General features: G+C 60.3%; 19 protein-coding genes. 11 read left to right on the top strand and 8 right to left on the bottom strand.

The window, feature by feature from the left end; all coding sequences use genetic code 11:
* The first annotated feature begins 139 nt into the window (after positions 1–139).
* The 3 genes from HXW87_RS27590 to HXW87_RS27580 are packed head-to-tail and all read left to right on the top strand — an operon-like array spanning position 140 to position 3,705.
* On the top strand, positions 140–799 hold the full coding sequence (locus tag HXW87_RS27590; protein ID WP_239778133.1) for a paraquat-inducible protein A: 660 nt from the start codon (positions 140–142) through the stop codon (positions 797–799).
* Positions 786–1,409: a paraquat-inducible protein A gene (locus HXW87_RS27585; RefSeq protein WP_239778132.1), complete on the top strand. Its 624-nt coding sequence runs from the start codon at positions 786–788 to the stop codon at positions 1,407–1,409. Before HXW87_RS27590 ends, HXW87_RS27585 begins: the two co-directional genes overlap by 14 nt.
* Entirely contained in the window at positions 1,402–3,705 is a 2,304-nt protein-coding gene (locus HXW87_RS27580; protein WP_047296555.1) for an MlaD family protein, read from the top strand. The genes HXW87_RS27585 and HXW87_RS27580 overlap by 8 nt, the downstream gene beginning before the upstream one ends.
* Before the next feature lie 215 nt (positions 3,706–3,920).
* On the opposite strand, the gene mksF is transcribed toward HXW87_RS27580, so the two are convergent.
* Genes mksF through mksB form a run of 3 tightly spaced genes read right to left on the bottom strand, consistent with a single transcriptional unit; the run spans position 3,921 to position 8,732 of the window.
* Positions 3,921–6,761, bottom strand: coding sequence for an Mks condensin complex protein MksF (mksF, locus tag HXW87_RS27575; RefSeq protein WP_047296553.1), 2,841 nt, complete (start codon positions 6,759–6,761; stop codon positions 3,921–3,923).
* Complete coding sequence (gene mksE / locus HXW87_RS27570; protein ID WP_047296552.1) at positions 6,758–7,459, bottom strand: Mks condensin complex protein MksE; 702 nt, start codon at positions 7,457–7,459, stop codon at positions 6,758–6,760. The genes mksF and mksE overlap by 4 nt, the downstream gene beginning before the upstream one ends.
* Positions 7,449–8,732 (bottom strand): Mks condensin complex protein MksB, encoded by a 1,284-nt coding sequence (gene mksB, locus HXW87_RS27565; protein ID WP_047296550.1) that lies wholly within the window; start codon positions 8,730–8,732, stop codon positions 7,449–7,451. The genes mksE and mksB overlap by 11 nt, the downstream gene beginning before the upstream one ends.
* A 233-nt stretch (positions 8,733–8,965) precedes the next feature.
* Between mksB and HXW87_RS27560 the strand changes: the two genes are divergently transcribed.
* Together HXW87_RS27560 and rimI are read left to right on the top strand one after the other, a co-directional pair.
* Positions 8,966–9,712 (top strand): energy transducer TonB, encoded by a 747-nt coding sequence (locus tag HXW87_RS27560; protein ID WP_239779190.1) that lies wholly within the window; start codon positions 8,966–8,968, stop codon positions 9,710–9,712.
* On the top strand, positions 9,705–10,157 hold the full coding sequence (gene rimI / locus HXW87_RS27555; protein WP_041074813.1) for a ribosomal protein S18-alanine N-acetyltransferase: 453 nt from the start codon (positions 9,705–9,707) through the stop codon (positions 10,155–10,157). Before HXW87_RS27560 ends, rimI begins: the two co-directional genes overlap by 8 nt.
* Before the next feature lie 191 nt (positions 10,158–10,348).
* On the opposite strand, the gene HXW87_RS27550 is transcribed toward rimI, so the two are convergent.
* A complete protein-coding gene (locus tag HXW87_RS27550; protein ID WP_047296546.1) occupies positions 10,349–10,753 on the bottom strand; it encodes a hypothetical protein in 405 nt (134 codons plus the stop codon).
* Positions 10,754–10,892: 139 nt separating this feature from the next.
* Here HXW87_RS27550 and can point away from each other — a divergent pair, with 139 nt between their 5' ends.
* Positions 10,893–11,537 (top strand): carbonate dehydratase, encoded by a 645-nt coding sequence (gene can / locus HXW87_RS27545; RefSeq protein ID WP_041074817.1) that lies wholly within the window; start codon positions 10,893–10,895, stop codon positions 11,535–11,537.
* A gap of 1 nt (position 11,538) precedes the next feature.
* Here the strand turns inward: can and HXW87_RS27540 are convergent, their stop codons facing one another.
* From HXW87_RS27540 to HXW87_RS27530, 3 genes are all read right to left on the bottom strand, one after another.
* Positions 11,539–12,054 (bottom strand): SET domain-containing protein-lysine N-methyltransferase, encoded by a 516-nt coding sequence (locus HXW87_RS27540; protein ID WP_095668319.1) that lies wholly within the window; start codon positions 12,052–12,054, stop codon positions 11,539–11,541.
* Positions 12,055–12,230: 176 nt separating this feature from the next.
* Positions 12,231–13,397, bottom strand: coding sequence for a hypothetical protein (locus HXW87_RS27535; protein WP_239778130.1), 1,167 nt, complete (start codon positions 13,395–13,397; stop codon positions 12,231–12,233).
* 116 nt (positions 13,398–13,513) lie between these two features.
* Positions 13,514–15,208, bottom strand: coding sequence for an acid phosphatase (locus HXW87_RS27530; RefSeq protein WP_239778128.1), 1,695 nt, complete (start codon positions 15,206–15,208; stop codon positions 13,514–13,516).
* A gap of 148 nt (positions 15,209–15,356) precedes the next feature.
* Between HXW87_RS27530 and HXW87_RS27525 the strand changes: the two genes are divergently transcribed.
* Positions 15,357–15,647 carry a nucleotidyltransferase family protein gene (locus HXW87_RS27525; RefSeq protein ID WP_041074825.1) on the top strand — a complete coding sequence of 97 codons (291 nt, stop codon included), beginning with the start codon at positions 15,357–15,359 and terminating at the stop codon, positions 15,645–15,647.
* Positions 15,644–15,982, top strand: coding sequence for a DUF86 domain-containing protein (locus HXW87_RS27520; protein WP_182402484.1), 339 nt, complete (start codon positions 15,644–15,646; stop codon positions 15,980–15,982). Before HXW87_RS27525 ends, HXW87_RS27520 begins: the two co-directional genes overlap by 4 nt.
* A 42-nt stretch (positions 15,983–16,024) precedes the next feature.
* Here HXW87_RS27520 and HXW87_RS27515 read toward each other — a convergent pair whose 3' ends face one another.
* Positions 16,025–17,443: a TIGR00366 family protein gene (locus tag HXW87_RS27515; RefSeq protein WP_239778127.1), complete on the bottom strand. Its 1,419-nt coding sequence runs from the start codon at positions 17,441–17,443 to the stop codon at positions 16,025–16,027.
* Positions 17,444–17,783: 340 nt separating this feature from the next.
* Between HXW87_RS27515 and HXW87_RS27510 the strand changes: the two genes are divergently transcribed.
* From HXW87_RS27510 to HXW87_RS27500, 3 genes are all read left to right on the top strand, one after another.
* Positions 17,784–19,097, top strand: coding sequence for an MFS transporter (locus tag HXW87_RS27510; protein ID WP_182402479.1), 1,314 nt, complete (start codon positions 17,784–17,786; stop codon positions 19,095–19,097).
* A 111-nt stretch (positions 19,098–19,208) separates the two neighbouring features.
* Positions 19,209–20,525 carry a PAS domain-containing methyl-accepting chemotaxis protein gene (locus HXW87_RS27505; RefSeq protein WP_182402477.1) on the top strand — a complete coding sequence of 439 codons (1,317 nt, stop codon included), beginning with the start codon at positions 19,209–19,211 and terminating at the stop codon, positions 20,523–20,525.
* Between the two features lie 170 nt (positions 20,526–20,695).
* Positions 20,696–21,295 carry a flavin reductase family protein gene (locus tag HXW87_RS27500; protein ID WP_239778125.1) on the top strand — a complete coding sequence of 200 codons (600 nt, stop codon included), beginning with the start codon at positions 20,696–20,698 and terminating at the stop codon, positions 21,293–21,295.
* Positions 21,296–21,357 lie beyond the last annotated feature (62 nt).

The raw sequence follows: 21,357 nt of genomic DNA, 5'->3' as shown, positions 1-21,357 counted from the left end.
AAACCCCAATTGCGAAAGCAGTTGGGGTTTTGTTTTGCCCGCAGGAAAGTATTTTTACTTAGGCAGCGAACAATTTTGCACAGTTATTTTCGAATCAGAACACTAGAATAGCCCCATCCTTTTCGGAGCCAGAGCCTTTATGTCAGATCCGGTTGACGCCCAAGGGCTGTCAGATTTACCGCTGGAAGACTTGGTGGCCTGTCATGAGTGCGACCTGCTAATGCGCAAGCCCAAGCTTGCCCATGGCGAAAAAGCACTCTGCCCTCGCTGCGGTTACGAGTTGTACGCCCACCGCCATAACGTGGTGCAGCGCAGCCTTGCCCTGGTGATCGCAGCATTATTGCTGTACATCCCGGCAAACTTTTTACCCATCATGCAACTCAATATCCTCGGACAATCTTCGCAGGATACGGTCTGGAGTGGCGTGCTCGGCTTGTTCAATACGGACATGCAGGGCGTTTCGATCGTTGTATTCCTGTGCAGTATGGCTATTCCGTTGCTGAAGTTGCTCTGCCAGTTATTCGTATTGTTGACGATCCGTTTCAACGTCGAGCGTAGCTACGGTTTGCTGCTGTATCGCATTTATCACCACCTCAAAGATTGGGGAATGCTCGAGGTTTACCTCATGGGCGTCCTCGTGGCGATCGTCAAACTGGCGGACATGGCGGCCATCACCGTCGGCCTCGGTCTGGCGTGTTTCATCGGTTTGTTGTTAGTTCAGATCTGGCTGGAAGTGGTGATGTCACCGCATCAGATCTGGCAGGCGTTATCAGGAGAGGATGCCCATGCGGGCGATTGATGCGGGCATTCTGATCTGTACCGAATGCCATGAATTGAACAAACTGGATGCGGACACCGACGAGCAGACCTGCACCCGCTGCGGTGCGCTGGTTCACGCTCGTCGTCCGAACAGTCTGGCCCGAACCTGGGCCCTGCTAATCACGGCTGCGATTATCTACATCCCGGCCAATGTGTTGCCGATCATGACGGTCAGTTCGCTGGGTCAGGGCGATCCCAGCACCATCATGTCCGGCGTGATCCAGTTGGTGCAGCACGGCATGATCCCGATTGCCGCGGTGGTGTTCATCGCCAGTATTCTGGTGCCGACGTTCAAACTGGTCGGTATTGCGCTGTTGCTGTTTTCTGTACAGCGCCGCCAGCCATTGTCTGCACGGCAGCGGATCTGGATGTATCGCTTCATCGAGTTCATCGGTCGCTGGTCGATGCTCGACATCTTTGTGATCGCCATTCTGGTGGCGGTCGTCAACTTCGGCCGGCTTGCCAGTGTCGAAGCCAATCTTGGCGCCATCGCTTTCGCCAGTGTGGTGATTCTGACGATGCTTGCCGCAGTAACTTTCGATCCCCGACTGATTTGGGATAACACGGAGTCGGACGACGACCATGACTGATTTGCCTGTAGCGAAAACCCGACCGGCCTCCAACTGGTCTGCCATCTGGGTACTGCCCCTGATCGCCCTGATCATCGGCGGCTGGCTTGGCTGGCGTGCTTATAACGAAACCGGTATTGAGATTCAGGTTCGTTTCGAAAGCGGTGAAGGCATCCAGGCCAACAAAACCGAGGTCATGTACAAAGGCATGTCGGTCGGTAAGGTGAAGACGCTCAAGCTCGACGACGAAGGCAATTCCAAAGGCGTGATCGCCACTGTGGAGATGAACAAGGACGTCGAACAATACCTCAAGACCAGCACCCGCTTCTGGTTGGTGAAACCAAGCGTCACCCTGGCCGGCATCACAGGACTGGAAACACTGGTTTCGGGGAACTACGTGGCCATCAGCCCCGGTGAAGGCGAGCCGACCCGCAAGTTCAAGGCCCTGGCTGAAGAGCCGCCATTGTCGGATTCCAAGCCCGGTCTGCACCTGACTATCAAGGCCGATCGCCTCGGTTCGCTGAATCGCGGCAGCCCGGTGTTCTACAAGCAGATCAAAGTCGGTCAGATCAAAAGCTACGTGCTGTCTGAAGACCAGAGCACTGTTGAACTGAAAGTGTTCATCGAACCGACCTACGCCAAACTGGTGCGCAAACACACGCGTTTCTGGAATGCCAGCGGCATCAGCATCGACGCCAACCTGTCGGGGGTGAAAGTGCGCAGCGAGTCCCTGGCGAGCATCGTCGCCGGCGGTATCGCCTTCGCCACTCCGGAGAATCGCAAGGACAGTCCACCCACCGATCCAAGCCTGCCGTTCCGTTTGTATGAGGACTTCGACGCCGCCGCTGCCGGCATTCGGGTCAAGGTCAAACTCAGTGACTTTGAAGGCCTGCAGGCCGGTCGCACGCCGGTGATGTACAAGGGCATTCAGGTCGGCAACCTGAAAGCGTTGAAAATCGATCCGGATCTCAACAGCGCCACGGCCGAACTGACGCTGGATCCTCTGGCCGAAGACTACCTGGTCGATGGCACGCAGTTCTGGGTGGTCAAGCCGTCGATTTCCCTGGCCGGTATTACCGGGCTCGAAGCGTTGGTAAAAGGCAACTACATCGCCGTGCGTCCGGGCGACAAAGGTGCTGCGCCGAAACGCGAATTCGAGGCGCGGCCAAAAGCCCCGCCACTGGATCTGCGCGCCCCCGGTCTGCATCTGGTGCTGTTCACCGATGTTCTCGGTTCGATCGAAGTCGGCAGTCCGATTCTGTACAAACAGGTCAAGGTTGGCTCGGTCCAGAGCTATCAATTCTCCAAGACCAAAAAACAGATCGTCATTGGCGTGCATATCGAGAAGGAGTACGAAAACCTGGTCAACGCCTCGACGCGCTTCTGGAATGTCAGCGGCATCACCCTCACCGGTGGTCTGACGGGCGGAATTCAAGTGAAGAGCGAGTCGTTGCAGACGTTGATGGCCGGCGGTATCGCTTTCGAAACCCCGCAAGCCAAGGCGCCGTTGCAGAAGCGTATTCCGCGCTTCCGTCTGTTCGCCAACCATGACGAGGCCAACCAGAAAGGCACGCTGGTGACGATCAAGGTCGACCGCGCCGATGGTTTGCGCCCGGGCACCCCGATTCGTTTCAAGGGGCTGGATGTCGGCAAGATTGAAGACGTCGATCTGACCGACGATCTGCAAGCCGTGATGATTACCGCGCGGATCACTGAAGTGCCGGAGAAGATTGCCCGGGTCGGCAGCCAGTTCTGGGTGGTCAAGCCGGAGTTGGGGCTGATCAAGACCCAGAATCTGGAAACCCTGGTCACCGGGCAGTACGTGGAAGTGCAGCCGGCGGCGAAAAATCTTGGCCCGCAGAAGAACTTCGTCGCGCTGGCGAATCCGCCGGAGGTGGTCAAGCAAGAGGCCGGTTTGAGTCTGGTGTTGAGTGCCGCCCGTCGTGGCTCGCTGAAACCGGGCGTACCCGTGACCTACCGGGAAATCACCGTGGGCAAGGTCACCGGTTATGAACTGGGGCAGACGGCCGACCGGGTGTTGGTGCACATTCTGATCGAGCCGAAATATGCGCCGTTGGTGCGCAGCGGCAGCCGATTCTGGAATACCAGCGGCGTCGGTTTCGACATCGGCTTGTTCAATGGTCTGACAGTGCGCACAGAGTCGCTGGAGACGGCGATTCAGGGGGGCATCGCTTTCGCTACCCCGGACGGTGAACGGATGGGCAACCCGGCGCGTGCGGAACAGACGTTCCCGCTGTTCGAAAAGTTTGAGGATGAGTGGCTGACCTGGGCGCCGAAGATTTCGCTCGGTAAGTAATCCGGAATTGATGTGGCGTCTACAAAGACGCCATCGCTGGCAAGCCAGCTCCCACAGGGTTTCATGGCGTATACAGAATGTGTGTTCAACGCAAAAACCTGTGGGAGCTGGCTTGCCAGCGATGAGTTCCTCCTATTCAGCACAAATCCAAAGCCATAAAAAAGGGCCGCGATCCCAACAGATCGCGGCCCTTTTTGGTTTTCAGCTAAAGCCGGTCAAACCTCATCCAGCTCTGGCTCATCGGCTTGCACGTTGACGGTGGCCTTCACCACATCATGCCGGCGGATGTACTTCCAGTCCGCCTCATCGATGTAGATCCCCGCCGGGCCGCTGCCGCCTTCCAGGTCGATGGCGACACTGGCGCAGACCTGCGGCTTCACACTCGCCAGAATCGGCACGAAGCCCAATTGCAGGCTGGTTTCCAGCAATGCGGCCTGGTTCTTCTCGTCGATGTCTGCCGCCTCATCGAGGTAGTACGGCAGGCGCACGCGACCGGCCAGGTCGCGATCCATCAAGTGCAGCAACAAGTACATGTTGGTCAGCGCCTTGATGGTCATGGTGGTGCCGTTGGAGGCCGCGCCGTCGATGTCGGTGTGAATCACCGGCTGACCGTTGACCTTGGTGATCTCGAACGCCAGTTCGAACAAGTCCTTGAGGCCGAGCTGGTTGTGGTTCGCCGCCACCAGCCGTGCGAGGTATTCCTTGGCCTCTTCGTTCTTGTTGTCCTGTTCGGCGCTTTGGCTCAGATCGAACACCGACAGGGTTTCGCCTTCTTCGTACTGACCGGCGCTGTGGATGATCTGGTCGATGTGCTTGAGCGCTTCCTTGTTCGGCGCCAGGACAATGCGGAAACTCTGCAGGTTGGATACCTGACGCTTGTTGATCTCGCGGTTGAAAAGCGCCAGTTGGTGCTCAAGGCTGTCGTAGTCGCTGCGAATGTTGCGCAGGGTCCGGGCGATGTCGGTGACCGCCGCACGCCGCGCCTTGCCCAATGTCAGGGCTTCGTCGGTGCGGTGCGCGTAAGCGTTGATCAGCAACGACAGACGGCGCTCCATGTCGTCTTCGCTGTCAAACTTGGCCACGCCTTTCAGACGCACTTGCGCATACAGCGCTTCGATCTGTCCGTCGGCGCGCAGCAGACCCTGCCAGCTGTCCTGATAGTCATTGAGCAGCGGCAGCAGGTTGTCCATCGAATCGTCGACCGGATCCATGAACGGCGTACCGAATGGCAGATCCGCCGGCAGCAGCTGACGGCGGCGCAGGGCATCGTCGAGGGTACGTTGCTTGGCTTCCATGTCGGCGATCTGCCGGCCGACCAGTTGCAGCTTGGCCGAGAGTTGCTGGACGCGCTCGGTGAACGCATCGCTGGAGCGCTTGAGTTCGTCCTGCGCCGCTTCCATCTGTGCCAGTTGCTCGAGCTTGTCGCCTTCTTCGGCGCTCAGCGTTTGGGTGCGACGGAAATCTTCCAGGGCTTTCTGTGCGTCCAGCACTTGCTGGTACAGCGCCTCGGTCTGGGTCTTGCTCGCGGCGCGGTCGGCGGCTACGGCTTGCTGAGTCTTGAGCTGCTTGAGCTCTTTTTCCAGACGCTCTTTCTGGTCACGCAGCGCGGCGCGGTCGGCCAGCGCTTGCAGAGCCGGCGGCTCGATGTGCGAGATGTCGATCGACAGCCCCGGCACTTCGAAACGCTCGCCCTTGAAGCCATCGAGGATCAATTCGACTGATTTGACCCACTCGCCATCGTCGTCGAGGGTGATGCCGTGCTCGCCCAGCGGCAGGCTGAACAGCGCGCTATTGAACAGGCGCATCAGGCGCTCGACGTCCTGCTGCGAGAATTCTTCACGCAGGCGGGCGTAGCTGTTGTTGTCGGCGTGATCGAGTTGCTGCTTCACCGACTTCAGACGCTTTTCCAGATCGCGCAGACGTTCTTCCAGATCCTCGGCGCTGAACTGCCGGGACTGGGCCAGCGCACCGGCCAGTTCGTCGTGCGCGTCCTTGGCTGCGAGCAGTTGTTGCTCCAGCACTTTGACGTCATCGACCAGCGCAAAGCGGTTCTTCAGCACCGACAACTCGCCGAGCCAGCGCTGGATACCGGAGATTTCCCGCTCCAGACGCATCAGCTCCTGCGTGCCGCCACGCTGATCGTTTTGCAGATCGTCCTGCTCGCGACGATAGTGTTCGGCCTGAATCGTCAGTTCTTCCTTGCGTGCATTGGCGTAGTCCGACCAGGTGCCGAGCAACGAGTCGAGCAGCGGCGACAGGCGATGCAGTTTGCCGCGCAGCACGTCGCGCTGTTTCACGCCGTTGGCCAAGGCCTCGACCAGTGGGCCGGCGGCGACCAGCGAGTTGTAGTCCTGCTCCATCCGGCGCACATCGCGGAAGGCTTCTTCGCACGCAGCAATGTAATCGACGCTGCCGGAACGCAGGCTGTGCTCGAAGGCATCGAGGAACAGTTGCTTCAACTTGGCCGCAGTGATTTCGCGCATGTGCAGCAGGTTGATGAACAGCGCGCGGAAGGTCTTCAGGCTCTGCTCGCTGGTGGAGCGCAGCGGAATCAGCGTCAGGTCCAGCGGGATCGAGGTGTGCCCGCCCACCAGCAGACGACGCAATTCATCAGGCTTGAGTTCGTAGGCTTTCAGGCCTTCTTTCTCAAGGTTGCTGAACAGCTCTTTCTGCCGCAGGCAGGTATCGTTTTTCTGGTAATGCGCCAGGTCGAGCTTGCCGGCGTAAGCGAAGAACTGGTGACCGAAACCACCGCCCGGGCCGCGACCGACCACGCCGATCACGTGCGGGCCGTGAGGCAGATTGACTTCGACGAGGATGTAACTGGTGTCGGAGGCGAAGTAGAAGCGCCGCGATTGTTCCAGGCTGTACTTGCCGAAACTCATGTCCGACATGCGCGCCAGAATCGGGAACTGCAAGGCGTTGATCGAGGCGGATTTGCCGAGGTTGTTCGCGCCGTAAACCGATAACGGTTCTTCCAGCGGAAACAGGCCGAGGCTGTAGCCGGCGGTGTTCAAAAGGGCAAAGCGGCGAATGCCGTAGCGTTCCTGGCTCATGCGTCGGACTCCTGTTCTTCGGCAATGGCGCGGGCCAGTGCGTCTTCTTCGCTTTCTTCTTCGAATTCGGACAGATCAAGCGGATCGTCGGTCTCGAGGAATCTGGCTTCGGCTTCTTCGTCGATCAGCACCGGTGCTGGCAGCGGCAGTACGCTGTGCACGCTGGCCGCCAGATCGCGGTCCTGCTGCACCGACAGGCACACGTCGAGGAAACGGTGCATCGGCGGCAGGAAACGGTACACGCCGTTTTCTTCGCTGGCGAAACCGAGCTGGGTCATGCGGCGCATGATTTTTTCTTCCAGCTCTTCAACGGTCTGAACTTCGGCCTGGATGAACAGGTCGCGGTATTTATCCAGCAACGACGGCAGCTCTTCACGGCCGAGGCTGCCGCCGTCGAGCACGGCGATCGGATCGCGGCCCTGATCGGCCAGATGCTCGACGAGGATGAAGGTGAACAGCGCCAGGCGCTGGGCGGTCTTGTTCACCGCTGCAGCGGCCATATCCGGCACAAAGTAGTAGAAGCCACGGGTGTCGCAGACCAGTTCGAAGCCGAGTGCCTTGAACAGCGTGCGGTATTGATCCTGGAAGTTCGACAGTTGCGCGTACAGTTCCGGGTCGCGGCGGCTGACGTGGTAGCCCTTGAACAGCTCGCGGAAGATCGGCGCCAGTTGGGACAGTTCGGATAGATCAAGATGCATTGGGGATGCTCGCAGAATCCTCGGCGGCGGCAGGGTCGCGGGCCGAGAGCAGGGCGAAGGAGCGCAGGCTGACCTGATGCTCGTGAGTGTGGTATTCGCGGCGTTCCAGACGCTCGCGGGTGAAGCGTTTTTCCCGCGACAGGCGCGAGAACCAGTAGAGCAATTCGTCGGTGGCGCCGTCCGGTTCCTGTTCCAGCAGCCAGGTCATCAGATCCGGCATTGGCAGGGACTCTTCGCAACGCTCGACCATCTCGCGCACGGTGCGCGGTGCACGCGGGGCGTCGCCGGATTTCTGGGTCTTGTGGGCTTTGGGGAACCGCGCCGGTTTCGGCTCGAAACGCGCCAGGGCGTAGACGTAGGCCTCGACCTGACTGGCGCTGCCGAGGAAGGTGCTTTGCGGCCGGGTGAACAGCGGCATCGCCGCTTGCGGCACGGCATCGATGCCTTTGCGACGGATCGCCGCCAGTGCCAGCGCCGCGCCACGGGTCACGGCGTTGTGTCGGCGCGCTTCTTCCCGCAGCGGCAGCAGCAGTTCGCGGGCATGACGCAGGGTCAGCTGGGCACTGGTCTGCATTTCGAGGATGCGCGCGTGGGTGCGCAGCAGCATGTCGTCGTCGACCAGATGGCCGAGGCGCTGCTGTTCGCTGAGCATTTTCAGCAGCACGGTTTCGACCTTGCGCACACCTTGTTCGAAGGCGCCGTCCGCGTTCACCAGATCGATCATCGGCTCGACGTATTCGTCCCAGGTCGCCAACACTTCGGCATAACGCTGACGCAGCGGAATCTGCCGGTCGCTGGTCTTGGCCCGTTCGGCGACGGCCACCAGCGCCTGTTCGTCGTTGTCGAGTTTCTTCAATACGTCGCGCACGCGCATGTCGAGCAAGCGCAACTGACGGGCGAGGTCGTTGCCGTCGCGCACATCGAACGCGTCCTGAATGTAGCCGGCCAGCCGTTCGAGGTGGCGCAGATAGGCTTCGATTTCCAGGCACAGGCCCAGCCGGTGTTCACGGCGCAGATAGGCAAGGAAGTCGTGAATTTGCGCGTTGAGCTCGAAACGGTTCGGGCTTTTCGCCACGGGGACCAGAATGTCGAGGCGAATCCACACGTCGAGCAGGCTGGTGATGTCCTGCGGCGTGCTGTCCAGTTGTTGGGCGGCCAGTTGCGTGCGCAGTTCGTTGAGGCTCAGGGTGCCTTGGTCGAAGTGCTCGCACAGTGGCTCAAGAAGTGCCCAGTGTTCAGCGAGGGCGCGCAAGACGCGCTTGGGTTCGATCATCGGAATGGCCGGCTGGTTGGCGATTAAAAGCCGCGATTGTACTGCATCAGGAGGGATGCGATTCACTCTCGGGACGGGCTGTCGCATTTTCTAAGGGAGCGAGCCCAGGTAAAGGCTATCGATCAACAGCAAGCGATCTTGAACGAAGGGCTGTAGAATCAGCCCACTTCAGTTATCCACAAGTGGCCGACCCTTTGCTTATCGAGTCCCGCCGCCGCGCCTATTTGAACGCCATGCAGGTGGTCAACTGGCTGCCGCGCACCGAATTACCTTTCGCCGCCCCGTCGCGGCCCGAGCTGCTGGACATGCCCGAGCCTGAGCCAGAGGTGGCGGTGATGCCGGTTGTGCAGGCCGATGCGGCGGTGCCGCCCGCCGCGCGTCCGGTCGAACGGCCGAAGATCGAAGTGCCACGCCCGTCGCTCGCCAGTACGCGCAATGGCGCCAAACCGGTGGAAGAGGTCGAGGAGGCGCCAGTTGTCGCCAGACCCGCGCCCGTGCCGCCACCGCGTTTCGCCCTGCAATTGCTGCGCGCCGGGGCTTGCCTGCTGCTGGTCGAGTTACCCACAGGCGAGGCGTTCCAGAGCCGCGATCCGGCCTACCTGCTGCTTAAAGACATGTTGCGCGCCGCCGGTCTGCCGGATGCGCCACAAATCGTCGGCGAGCCGGTGCGCTGGCCGTGGCTGAACCGCGGCACCATGGATCAGGGCCCGGAAGCGGCACGCGACTTCGTTCAGGGTTTTCTTTCGGTACAGATGGAAGCGGCACCTTGCGCCTGCCTGTGGTTGATTGGCCTGCCGGCGGTGCGCTTTGCCGGTGAAGCGGACGCTGAAGCGTTCAACAGTGAGCTGCAGATCGAAGGCCTGGGCCTGGCCTGGGCCATTCCCGGTCTGGAATTGTTAATGGAAGAGCCACAGCGCAAAGCCGCTGTGTGGCAAGCCATGCGTCGGCTGATGGCGCGCTGGAAACCATCGAATGAGTGAAGCTGTATCGTTCCGCCCGATGACCGAGGCGGACCTGGACGCGGTATTGAAGATCGAATACGCGGCGTACAGCCATCCCTGGACGCGCGGGATTTTTCTCGACGGGCTGGGCAAATACCAGATCTGGCTGATGTTCGAAGGCCAGCAGCAAGTCGGCCACGGCGTGGTGCAGATCATTCTGGATGAGGCGCACCTGCTTAACATCACGGTCAAACCGGAGAATCAGGGGCGAGGGCTGGGGCTGACGTTGCTGGAGCATCTGATGTCGATTGCCTACAAGGCTGACGCTCGGGAATGCTTTCTGGAAGTGCGTGACAGCAATACCGCAGCGTTCAAGCTGTATGAGCGCTATGGCTTCAACGAAATTGGCCGGCGCCGGGATTATTATCCGGCGGTGGGCGGGCGTGAAGACGCCGTGGTCATGGCCTGCACCCTGGTTGACTGAATACCTGTAGGCGCTGCCGCAGGCTGCGATCTTTTGATTTTGTTTTNGCCGTGGTCATGGCCTGCACCCTGGTTGACTGAATACCTGTAGGCGCTGCCGCAGGCTGCGATCTTTTGATTTTGTTTTTAGAAGCAAGATCAAAAGATCGCAGCCTGCGGCAGCTCCTACAGGGGATTGCATGATGGCGGTGACTAGCGGTTGCCATCCAGCGGATCGCGCTGCGCCAGCTCCGCCTCATCCAGACCATTGCCGCCGCCGATGTCATCTTCGTCGACAATGCTCAGATCCCAATCCGCCTGATTGCCTTCGCCAGCTTCCTCGGCATCCCGGGCGCCATCTTCATGAATCAGCGTTTCCGGGCTCAGGTCATCATCGGTGGGTTCATGGTCAGCGGTCGATGCGCCGGTGAACCCGGCCTCACGCACTCGCTCATTGGGCATCAACTGCTCGCGTTCACGTTCCGGAATCTCGTCACCGATTTTCGCGCTGGGTTCTTCTTCATCAAAATCCAGTTCATGCACCGAGCCCATGCGGTCCTCGTTATCATCGATCGGTTCCGGTTGCACCGCATCGTACGGTCGTCGTGAATCAGTCATGGCAAATCCTCATACTGTGGGCCTTACTAGGTGGACTCACCGCACACCCAGGAATTCCAACGAAAACACTTGCGACCCTTGCGTGACCCCGACGGGTGGTCGTCTGTCATACCTGCGCATCTTTCTTGAGGCCTTAACCATGCACGACTTACAAGACCTGATTGATAACAACGAGCGCTGGGCTGACGCGATCACCAAGGAAGATCCGGAGTTCTTCGCCAAACTGGCGCGCCAGCAGACCCCGGAATATCTGTGGATCGGCTGCTCCGACGCGCGAGTGCCGGCCAACGAGATCGTCGGCATGCTGCCGGGCGATCTGTTCGTACACCGCAATGTTGCCAACGTCGTGCTGCACACCGACCTCAACTGCCTGTCGGTGATCCAGTACGCGGTCGACGTGCTCAAGGTCAAACACATTCTCGTGACCGGCCACTATGGCTGTGGCGGCGTGCGTGCCTCGATGCAGGATCGCCAGTTCGGCCTGATTGATGGCTGGCTGCGCTCGATCCGTGACCTGTACTACGAAAAACGTGAAGAACTGGCCAAGCTGCCGACCGAGGAAGAACAGGTCGACCGCCTCTGCGAGCTGAACGTTATCCAGCAAGTGGCCAACGTCGCCCATACCAGCATCATCCAGAACGCCTGGCATCGCGGCCAGAGCCTGTCGATTCACGGTTGCATCTACGGCATCAAGGACGGTCGCTGGAAAAGCCTGAACACCACCATCAGCGGCTTCGAGCAACTGCCGCCGCAGTACCGTCTGCGTCCGGTCGGAGCGTTGTAACTCAGTCTGGATGTCGCCAGCGCTGCAAAAAGTGCTGACCCTCGATCGTGGGTGGTTCATCGTAACCGGTGATCCACCCACGGCAGCGCGGCGAGCCGCAAGTACAGGCGAACTGTTGCAGCAAACGGTCTTCGGTGGCCGCGAAGTCGATGGTCAGGTGGTCTCCCGGCTGAATATCGCGCAGCGCCCATAACCACAATTCGCTCATGTCGAGGAACGCATTCGGGTCGCAGGCATGTTCGAGCAATCCGCAAAAACGCGGATCGTAGAGATGGATGCCGACCAGTAGCTGGCGAGTCTGGCGGCAGCGATAGGGCAGCAATTGCCCGGACACCCGACACATCCGGGTGATCCGCAGGAACGCCCGGCGCGCTACCACCGACGCGCGGCCATCGTCTTGCTGAACGATTTCGAAATCCTCGCTGGATGGGAAACCCAGGCGCACGGGCAATCCGGCAAACGGATAGATACCGGGTGCGTCGCGGGGGATGTGATGCTGATGAGCCTGATTGTTCATAACGATCCCTGTCGGCAAATGTTGCGACTTCCCTGGTCTGACGTCCTGTCAGCGCTGCAACATGTTTGGATCCAATCCTCTCGCGTATACGTCAAAGCGTCTACTGTCAGATCTGACAGGCGTGATCGACTGCTTCCCGTGTCAGCATCGACTGACACGGGAAGGCTTTCAGCCCATCAGAGGTGTGGCGCGGGAACGGCGGTGGCCGGCATTTCGCCCTGAAGCTGTTGCAGTTGTGCCTTGATCGGCGTGGTCGAGCACTTGGCAGCAGCTTCGGCCGGGGTCAGATTGCGGATCGAGGTGTAGAACAACTCGCAGGTCTTGCCCTTTTGCGTCACTTGCCAGGTTTGCGTACAGCTGTTGAGCAGGGTTTTCGCATCGGTGCCGGGCTTGCTGCCCATCCCGGCCTGCCAGCAGGCCGCGCTCAAGTCCTGCCCCATGACCTTCAAGCCGGCGGCATCGGCTTTCGCTTCATCACCGTCGTAGCTGGCCGGATCGGCGGCGTACCAGATGTAGCTCGGATGGTTCGAACCCAGCACCGGCACGTTCACCCCCGCACTCGGGCTGATGGTCGCCAGCCCCAGTACGGCGACGGTCGGGCCATATTGCTGCTTGATCCAGTTACGCACCGGTGCGCCGAACGCGACCATCGGCAGGGTGGTGCCGGCGCTGGTCTGGCTGAACTGCTTGACCAGCGTGGTCTGATAATCCTTGAAGTAGTCGTAGACACCTTCCAGGTCACTGCCGGCATTGGACGGCGCCGCGATGGGGGCGATGTCGATGATGGTCTGATAGGCCGGCGTCTGGTCGGCCGGAATGCCGTTGGCGGTCAACAGCGTGGCCCAGCGATCCGTGGTGTTCGAGCGCAGGTAATCCTGGGCCTGGGTCAGCGAGTAATCCGGCGGGAAGTGCAGCAGCTCGACGCTCTTGCGGTTTTCCAGGGCCATGCCCAGCGGCAGGAACAGGTACCAGTTGTACGCCCATTTGCCATCGGCATTGAGCTTGCTGGCGCCGGTATAGGCCAGATCACCGGCGTCGAGCAGCGCTGACAGCGGCTTGTCGTAGCCTTCGGGAACGCCGCTGATCTCGGCGTAAATCTGCCCGTTATCGTTCTTCACCAACACCTTCGCATTGCTATAGCCATCGCGTTGCACGCTCTGGCTCAGGTAATGCGCGACGGTCTGCTCCCGCGTCCAGTTGCGATAGCAGATCACGCTGCAGTTGTTGGGGTAAGCAAAAAGGCGAGTGACGCGCTCGGTGCTGCCCAGCTTCAGATCGACATCGGCGTGCGCCGCCGCGCTCAATGTGAGCGCGGCGGGGGTAAATCCTGCGAGTTTGAACATGCTCAGATCCTTTTCAGCGTGGGTTCCCCGGAGTTTGGGGCGCTTCATATTGGATCAGCCGTGTTGCACAGTGAAGCTGTCATTCGCGGATTTTTCGTCAGCTCGCCGCACTCGGCTCACGCCTGAAAATGCAGGGCGTTGCTCAGATCGCCCATGGGTTTCTGGCCACGGGCAATCATTGCTTCATCGCGCTGCTTGAGGCCGTCGAGGGTTTCCAGTTGGAACACCCGGGTGATCAGGCGCAGGATCGACGCCGTGTCGTAGACCGTGTGATCCACCGTGCCTTTGCGGGCGAACGGCGACACCACCAGCGCCGGCACCCGCGATCCCGGCCCCCAGCGATCGCCCTTGGGCGGTGCCACGTGGTCCCACCAGCCGCCGTTTTCATCGACGGTGACGATCACCACCATGTTTTTCCATTGCGGGCTTTCGCGCAGCACTTTGAGGGCGCGGACGATGTGCCGGTCACCGGAGGCCACGTCGGCATATCCAGCGTGCATATTCAGGTTGCCTTGTGGTTTGTAGAACGTGACCGCTGGCAACTTGCCGGCCTCGGCGTCGGCGAAGAATTTGTTGGTGCTCGATTCATCCCCCAGCCCGGCATCGCGCAGGCGTTTGCTGCGCTCCTGCGGGTTTTCCGGGCCTTGTTGTTGGAAATAGTTGAACGGCTGGTGGTGATATTGAAAGTTGGGGATCTTCGGAATCCCGCCGGAATCCTTGTATTGATCCAGCGTCGCCTGCCACGCGCCGGCGTACCAGGCCCAATCGACATTCTTCTTCGACAGCTTGTCGCCGATGTGCTCGTGGGTCTGCGGCACCAGCACGTTGGGCAGATCCGGTTTGGAGTACGCCGGACGCTCCGGGTCGCGAATCCATGTCGGCCAGTACGGCGGGGCAAGGGTGTTGACACCGTAACCGTCCGGCGTCAGCGCACTCGGGCCGAACTGCGGCGGGCCGCTCATGGCGCTGGCCGGCGATGCCTCCAGCGGCTTGAGGCGCGGATCGGCCGGGTCGGCGCTTTGCAGAGCGGCGATCTGCGACTTGGCCACCGAATTGGCCGCGTCCGGATAGAACGGCGCGGTGGCGCTGATCAGGTATTGGTGGTTGAGGAACGAGCCACCGAACGCGCCCTGGAAGAAGTTATCGCACAGCACGAATTCCTGAGCCACGTCCCACAGACGCAGGGAATAACGGCTCTGAGCGTAATGGCCCATGGTCAGCCCGCCGGAATCGGCCCAGGCAACAAAGCCATCGTTCTTGCCGCCGTTGATCTGCATCTGGTTCTGATAGAACACGTGCCACAAATCGCGGGTGACCAGACCGAATGGCAGGTCTTCACCGTTCGGGCCTTTGAGGGCGAACGGTGCGTTGGGCAGGTTTTCCTGAAACTGCACGGCGGCGGGGTAGGTCACGCCATCGAGGGTTTGCGGGCCGATCTGCAACACGCCGCCCCAGACGGGAGGCAGTGTCTGCAGCAGGCTGCCGTCGCGATCACGTTGCTGGTAATTGGCAGGTTTGAGCGCAGACAGCGGCTTCTCGACACCGGGGAAATCACCGAACAGGTTGTTGAAGCTGCGGTTTTCGGCATAGATCACCACCACGGTTTTCACGTTATCGCGCAGGGCCTTGTCCAGCTCGGCTGACGTCAGCGGGCGCTCGGCCGGTTTGCCCGGCGGGTTGCTGGCGTTACCGCAACCGGCCAACGTCGCGCCCACACCGAGGACGGCAACTCCACCGAGGAAGCGGCGGCGACTGGTGTCGGTGGGGGTGTCGGATTCAGGTGCGTCAGTGCTGTCTGTTTCGTCTTTCATCTGTCAGCCCGTTTTGCTTAATTGTTTCAGTTTGTTTCGGGCGGACGCTAGCAAGGGAATGTGACGGTTGGGTTACAAAATCGTGCGGTGTCTAGGACCCCTTCGCACTGCTAGACTGCTGCAATAGCGAAACTGGCCTGAGTGAACCATGAAGCCTTCCATTGCTCTTGATCTGCAACGAGCTGCCGTTCGTGAGGTTGTCGGCAGATTCCGTGTGGCCAATCCGCGTGTGTTTGGCTCGACGCTGCTAGGTACCGATATGGAGGGCAGTGACCTTGATCTGTTGGTCGATCCATTGCCCGGTACCACCTTGTTTGATCTCGGCGGGCTTCAGGTTGAGCTCGAAGATTTGCTGGGCGTTACCGTCGACCTGTTGACCCCAGGAGATCTTCCGCTGAAGTTTCGTCAGCAGGTACTTGAACAGGCCCGTCCCGTATGATCGCGAACCGGCTTGGCGATTACCTTGAGCATATGCGTCAAGCTGCAAGCGATGCGCTGGTCTTCGTCGAAGGTCTGAGCAAGGAAGAGTTCGTCGACGACAAACGGACGCAACAAGCGGTCATCATGAGCCTGGTCATTATTGGCGAAGCGGCAACCAAAATAATGGACCGGTTTCCGGAGTTCGCGGCTCAGAACACTCAAACTTACTGGCGCAGCATGCGCGGGATGCGTAACCGGATCGCTCATGGTTATTTCGACATCAATCTGGATGTCGTTTGGGAAACAGTTCAGGTTGCCCTGCCTGAGCTATTGAGAGTCTTGCCCTCCGAGTAACATTGATAGCACCTGCCCTGAGGCAGGTGCTATCTCGTCAATCTATGGCATCACCGGCGGCGTATACGCCAATGTCGTCCCCAGCACCCACAGCAGGAACAGCACCAGCGGCGTGTGCACCAGCAATTGCACGAACGAGAAGCCGATCAGGTCCCGCGCCTTCAAGCCGAGCACACCCAGCAGCGGCAGCATGTAGAACGGGTTGATCAGGTTCGGCAGCGCTTCAGCGGCGTTGTAGATCTGTACCGCCCAGCCGAGGTGGTATTGCAGATCGTTGGCCACTTGCATCACGTACGGCGCTTCGATGATCCACTTGCCGCCGCCGGACGGGATGAAGAAACCGAGAATCGCCGAGTACACGCCCATCAACAGCGCGTAGGTGTCGTGGGACGCGATGCTGACAAAAAAGGTCGAGATGTGATGCGCCAGCGTCTGCGCATCGGCACCTTTGACCGTGGTCAGCAGCGCAGCAATCGAGCCGTACAGCGGGAACTGGATCAGCACGCCAGTGGTGGTCGGCACCGCGCGGGCCACCGCATCGAGGAAGCTGCGCGGGCGCCAGTGCAGCAGCGCGCCGAGCATGATGAACAGGAAATTATAGGTGTTGAGCCCGGAAATCGCGGTGATCGCCGGTTTGGTCGAGAACTCGTGGAACAGCCAGCCGGCCGCCAGCAATACCAGCAGAATGATCAGCAGTGGACTGTGCTCCAGCCATTCCCCGGGCCGGGTGCGCGGTTGCAGCGGTGGCAGATTGAACGCCGGGTCGATGCCGCAATCCTTGGCGTCGCGCGCAGAGTTCGGGCCGGGCGCGGTGGCGTAGGCGACGATGATCGAAATCACGATCAGCGCCAGCAGCATCGCACCGGACTGCCAGAGGAAAATGGTCTGCGTGAACGGAATCACCCCGGTGATCGACAGGATCGCCGGCGGCAGGCTGGCCGGGTTGGCCTGCAATTGCGCCGCCGATGATGACAGGCCCAGGGCCCAGACCGCACCGAGGCCCAGATACGCCGCCGCACCGGCCGCGCGGTAATCCATTTTCAGATCGGTGCGGCGGGCGAGGGCGCGCACCAGCAACCCGCCGAACACCAGCGACAGACCCCAGTTCAACAGCGAAGCTATCATCGAGATCAGTGCGACCCAGGCCACGGCGGAGCGGCCGTTTTTCGGGATGCGCGCCAGTTTGTCGATCAGTTTGACCGCCGGCGGCGAACTGGCGACCACGTAGCCGCCAATCACCACGAAGGCCATTTGCATGGTGAACGGAATCAGGCTCCAGAACCCGTCACCGAAGGCCATCGCGGCATCGGTGGGTTTCGCGCCCATGGCCAACGTGGCCAGCGCGACAATGATTACGGCCAACGCGGCGAACACCCAGGAGTCGGGGAACCAGCGTTCGGCAAAGTTTGAACAGCGCAAGGCAAAGCGCGCGGAGCGGCTATCTTCGATATCAACGGCCACAGGGAGTACCTCGGATTTTTATGGTTATTGTGGTCCTTGGGACATTCAAACCCGACAACCCTGTGGCGAGGGAGCTTGCTAACGCTGGACTGCGTAGCAGTCCCCTTCTTCTAAAGTTCAGAGGGGGGCCGCTTCGCGACCCAGCGGGAGCAAGCTCCCTCGCCACAGAGGTAGACCTGATTCAGATGTGTCCCGCCAGACAAGCCTCAACAGTAAATCAACCGCCGCCATTTTGTGAGCAGGTTCTGCCAAACCGTGACCATGGTCTAACGGGTTGTCCCCGGGCGGATTTGCGTAGACCATGAGCGCCTTGGTTTTTTGCCTGCCAGAGTGCTTTGCCATGACTGCCCAATCCCCAGCCCGACCGGCGCCGTTCAGCCGTTCCGATTACAAGACCCTCGGCCTTGCGGCCCTTGGTGGGGCGCTGGAGATCTACGATTTCATCATTTTCGTGTTCTTCGCCCTGACCCTCAGCCAGTTGTTCTTCCCGCCGGAAATGCCCGAATGGCTGCGTCTGCTGCAAAGCTTCGGGATCTTTGTTACCGGGTATCTGGCGCGTCCACTGGGCGGGATCCTGATGGCGCATTTCGCCGATCGCCTGGGCCGGAAAAAGGTCTTCAGCCTGAGTATCCTGATGATGGCGCTGCCGTGCCTGCTGATCGGGATCATGCCGACTTATGCCCAGATCGGTTATTTCGCGCCGCTGCTGTTGCTGGCGCTGCGCATCCTGCAAGGCGCAGCGGTTGGAGGGGAGGTGCCGAGTGCCTGGGTGTTCGTCGCCGAGCACGCGCCTGCCGGACATCGCGGTTACGCGCTGGGCTTTTTGCAGGCCGGGCTGACCTTCGGTTACTTGATTGGTGCGCTGACCGCGACTTTCCTTGCACAAGTGTTCAGCCCGGCGGAAATCCTCGATTACGCCTGGCGTTATCCGTTCCTGCTCGGTGGCGTGTTCGGCGTGGTCGGTGTGTACCTGCGCCGTTGGTTGAGCGAAACCCCGGTGTTCATGGCCATGGAGGCGCAGCGTGAAGCGCGGGTTGAACTGCCGCTGCGTACGGTGCTGAGCGAGCATCGACTGGCGATGTTGCCGGCCATGCTGCTGACCTGCGTGCTGACCTCGGCAGTGGTGGTGTTCGTGGTCATTACGCCGACCATGATGCAGAAAACCTTCGGCATGACCGCCAGCCATACCTTCGCCCTCAGTGCGCTGGGCATTGTCTTCCTCAACATCGGCTGTGTGATCGCCGGGCTGCTGGTCGACCGTCTGGGGGCCTGGCGCACCGTCATGCTCTATAGCCTGCTGCTGCCCTTGGGAATCGGCGTGCTTTACAGCTGCTTGATCATGGGCGGTCACTGGATCGGGCTGGCATACGCCATCGCCGGCCTGGCCTGCGGTGTGGTGGGGGCGGTGCCGTCGGTGATGGTCGGGTTGTTCCCGGCGCGAATTCGCGTGTCAGGCATCTCCTTCACCTACAACATTGCCTACGCCGCGTGGGCGAGCATGACACCGCTGTTGCTGATCGGTCTGATGCCGTGGAGCCCGTGGATCTGCGTGATGTTCTGTGCGGTGATGGGCGTGGTGGGGCTGTTGAGTGCGCTGTATTTCGGCTCGCGGATGCCGCGTACAGGGCAATGCCAGGTGGCCGGAACTGTCTGATCGCACGCTCGTGAACTATTTTTGACCGACGGGTCTCAAGCGCTCTTCAGAAAAGAAATTCAAGGCCGATGGCTAGTCTGCATCCCGCTTTCTTTCCATCGGTATCTGCCCATGTTCAACAAACGCCTCAAGCAAGAGCTGGCCACTCTTCGTGAAGAACTCTCCAGCCTGCTGCAGGTGAAGGAAAGCCTGGAAAGCGAGATGCTGGTGCTGACCCTGGAACCCGATGGCCGGATTCAGTCGGTCAACCACAACTTCCTCGGCGAGATGCTCTACAAGAGCCAGGATCTGGTGGGGCGCGCCATTGAAGACATTGTTCCGGCGCATGTGAAGGCCGATGACTTTCATCATCGTTTCAAGGCCGCCCTGACCCGTGGCGAACATTTCGCTGGTGCAGTGCGCCTGCTGCGCGGTAATGGCGAAGAAGCCTGGCTGCGCTCCATCGTGCAGCCGGTGCGCGCTTCGGACGGGCGGATCAAGCATTTTTCGATCTTCTCCAGCGACCTGACCCGCACCATCGAAGCCTCGCGCGAACACGAAAACCTGATCGGCGCTCTGGTGCGCTCGACAGCGGTGATCGAATTCGACCTCAACGGCAACGTGCTCAATGCCAACGAGCGTTTTCTGCATGGGATGGGTTACAGCCTGGCGCAGATCAAAGGCAAACATCACCGGATGTTCTGCACGCCTGAGGAGTACAACAGCGCCGAGTACCAGAATTTCTGGCGTCGCCTGAACAATGGCGAATTTGTCGCCGACCGTTTCAAACGGGTCGACAGCCACGGTCGTACGGTTTGGCTGGAGGCGTCCTACAACCCGGTGGTCGATGCCAACAACAAACTGTACAAGGTAGTGAAATTCGCCACGGTGATCACCGATCAGGTCAACCGTGAACAAGCGGTTGCCGACGCGGCCAGCATTGCCTACAGCACTTCGCAGCAAACCGACAGCACCGCGCAACGTGGCACCACGGTGGTCACCGAGGCGGTGAATGTGATGCGTGATCTGTCACGCCACATGCAGGCGGCCGGTGAGGGCATCGAGGCACTGAACGAGCAGTCGCAGGTGATCGGGACTATCGTCAAAACCATCAGTGGCATTGCCGAACAGACCAACCTGCTGGCGCTCAACGCGGCCATCGAAGCGGCCCGCGCTGGCGAGCAGGGCCGGGGCTTTGCGGTGGTGGCCGACGAAGTCCGACAACTGGCTTCGCGCACCAGTCAGGCGACCGAAGAGATCGTTGGCGTGGTGCGGCAGAACCAGGAAATGGCGCGTAACGCTGTGGCCCTGATGACCGATGGCAAGCTGCAGGCAGAACAAGGCCTGGCGCTGGCGGCGGAGGCGGGCACGGTGATCGTCGAGATTCAGGACGGCGCGCAGAAAGTGGTGGATGCGGTCGGGCAGTTTGCCAATCAACTCTCTAACTGATTCCCCGCCAATACCTGTAGGAGCTGCCGAGTGCAACGAGGCTGCGATCTTTTGATGTTGATTTCAAGGATCAACATCAAGATCAAAAGATCGCAGCGTGCCGCAGCTCCTACAGGTTTTCACCAGCAGCTGGCGCTACAATCTGTTCCTTTTTCCCGGAGCAGATCCCCATGAGCGCCTCCCACCGCCGCCCGGTTTCCCTGAACAAAGCCTACCGTCTGCTCAATCACGGGCCTACCGTGCTGGTCAGCGCCGCTTATGAAGGCCAGCGCAACATCATGGCCGCCGCTTGGGCAATGCCACTGGATTTCGAACCGCCGAAAGTGGCCGTCGTCCTCGACAAGTCCACTTGGACCCGGCAGTTGCTCGAAGCGTCCGGCACTTTTGTGCTCAACGTGCCGTGTGTCAATCAGGCTGACATCGTGCAAACCGTCGGCAATACCTCGGGGCTGGAGATCCAGCAGAGTCAGGGGCTGGACAAGTTTCAGGCTTACGGCTTGCAAACCTTCACCGGTGAAACTGTCGAGGCGCCGTTGCTTGAAGGCTGCGTGGCCTGGCTTGAATGCCGCTTGCTGCCCGAACCGCGCAATCACGAGCAGTACGACCTGTTCCTCGCCGAAGTCATCGCCGCTCAGGCCGATGAACGGGTGTTCAGCGACGGCCGCTGGCACTTCGACGGGCACGACGGCTTGCGCACGCTGCACCACGTGGCCGGCGGGCATTTCCTGACGATTGGCGATGCGGTGGACGGTAAAACCCTGCCGGTTTGATTCGCGAGCCTTTTGCGGCAGATGAGCACAATTTATCCGACATAAAAAAGGCTTACCTCGCA

This window comes from Pseudomonas sp. Y5-11 (genome assembly GCF_022368695.1).
Taxonomy (GTDB): domain Bacteria; phylum Pseudomonadota; class Gammaproteobacteria; order Pseudomonadales; family Pseudomonadaceae; genus Aquipseudomonas; species Aquipseudomonas parakoreensis.
Note: the sequence above shows the minus strand (reverse complement) of the source record. Positions and strands in the feature narration are given on the sequence as shown.

What these genes read in the sequence shown, in the direction of transcription:
- mksE (WP_047296552.1), bottom strand. Translation starts at nt 7,459, where the DNA reads ATGCATCTTGATCTATCCGAACTGTCCCAACTGGCGCCGATCTTCCGC.
- mksB (WP_047296550.1), bottom strand. Translation starts at nt 8,732, where the DNA reads ATGATCGAACCCAAGCGCGTCTTGCGCGCCCTCGCTGAACACTGGGCA.
- HXW87_RS27580 (WP_047296555.1), top strand. Translation starts at nt 1,402, where the DNA reads ATGACTGATTTGCCTGTAGCGAAAACCCGACCGGCCTCCAACTGGTCT.
- HXW87_RS27520 (WP_182402484.1), top strand. Translation starts at nt 15,644, where the DNA reads ATGATCGCGAACCGGCTTGGCGATTACCTTGAGCATATGCGTCAAGCT.
- HXW87_RS27510 (WP_182402479.1), top strand. Translation starts at nt 17,784, where the DNA reads ATGACTGCCCAATCCCCAGCCCGACCGGCGCCGTTCAGCCGTTCCGAT.
- HXW87_RS27540 (WP_095668319.1), bottom strand. Translation starts at nt 12,054, where the DNA reads ATGAACAATCAGGCTCATCAGCATCACATCCCCCGCGACGCACCCGGT.
- rimI (WP_041074813.1), top strand. Translation starts at nt 9,705, where the DNA reads ATGAGTGAAGCTGTATCGTTCCGCCCGATGACCGAGGCGGACCTGGAC.
- mksF (WP_047296553.1), bottom strand. Translation starts at nt 6,761, where the DNA reads ATGAGCCAGGAACGCTACGGCATTCGCCGCTTTGCCCTTTTGAACACC.
- HXW87_RS27550 (WP_047296546.1), bottom strand. Translation starts at nt 10,753, where the DNA reads ATGACTGATTCACGACGACCGTACGATGCGGTGCAACCGGAACCGATC.
- can (WP_041074817.1), top strand. Translation starts at nt 10,893, where the DNA reads ATGCACGACTTACAAGACCTGATTGATAACAACGAGCGCTGGGCTGAC.
- HXW87_RS27505 (WP_182402477.1), top strand. Translation starts at nt 19,209, where the DNA reads ATGTTCAACAAACGCCTCAAGCAAGAGCTGGCCACTCTTCGTGAAGAA.
- HXW87_RS27535 (WP_239778130.1), bottom strand. Translation starts at nt 13,397, where the DNA reads ATGTTCAAACTCGCAGGATTTACCCCCGCCGCGCTCACATTGAGCGCG.
- HXW87_RS27590 (WP_239778133.1), top strand. Translation starts at nt 140, where the DNA reads ATGTCAGATCCGGTTGACGCCCAAGGGCTGTCAGATTTACCGCTGGAA.
- HXW87_RS27500 (WP_239778125.1), top strand. Translation starts at nt 20,696, where the DNA reads ATGAGCGCCTCCCACCGCCGCCCGGTTTCCCTGAACAAAGCCTACCGT.
- HXW87_RS27560 (WP_239779190.1), top strand. Translation starts at nt 8,966, where the DNA reads ATGCAGGTGGTCAACTGGCTGCCGCGCACCGAATTACCTTTCGCCGCC.
- HXW87_RS27525 (WP_041074825.1), top strand. Translation starts at nt 15,357, where the DNA reads ATGAAGCCTTCCATTGCTCTTGATCTGCAACGAGCTGCCGTTCGTGAG.
- HXW87_RS27585 (WP_239778132.1), top strand. Translation starts at nt 786, where the DNA reads ATGCGGGCGATTGATGCGGGCATTCTGATCTGTACCGAATGCCATGAA.
- HXW87_RS27530 (WP_239778128.1), bottom strand. Translation starts at nt 15,208, where the DNA reads ATGAAAGACGAAACAGACAGCACTGACGCACCTGAATCCGACACCCCC.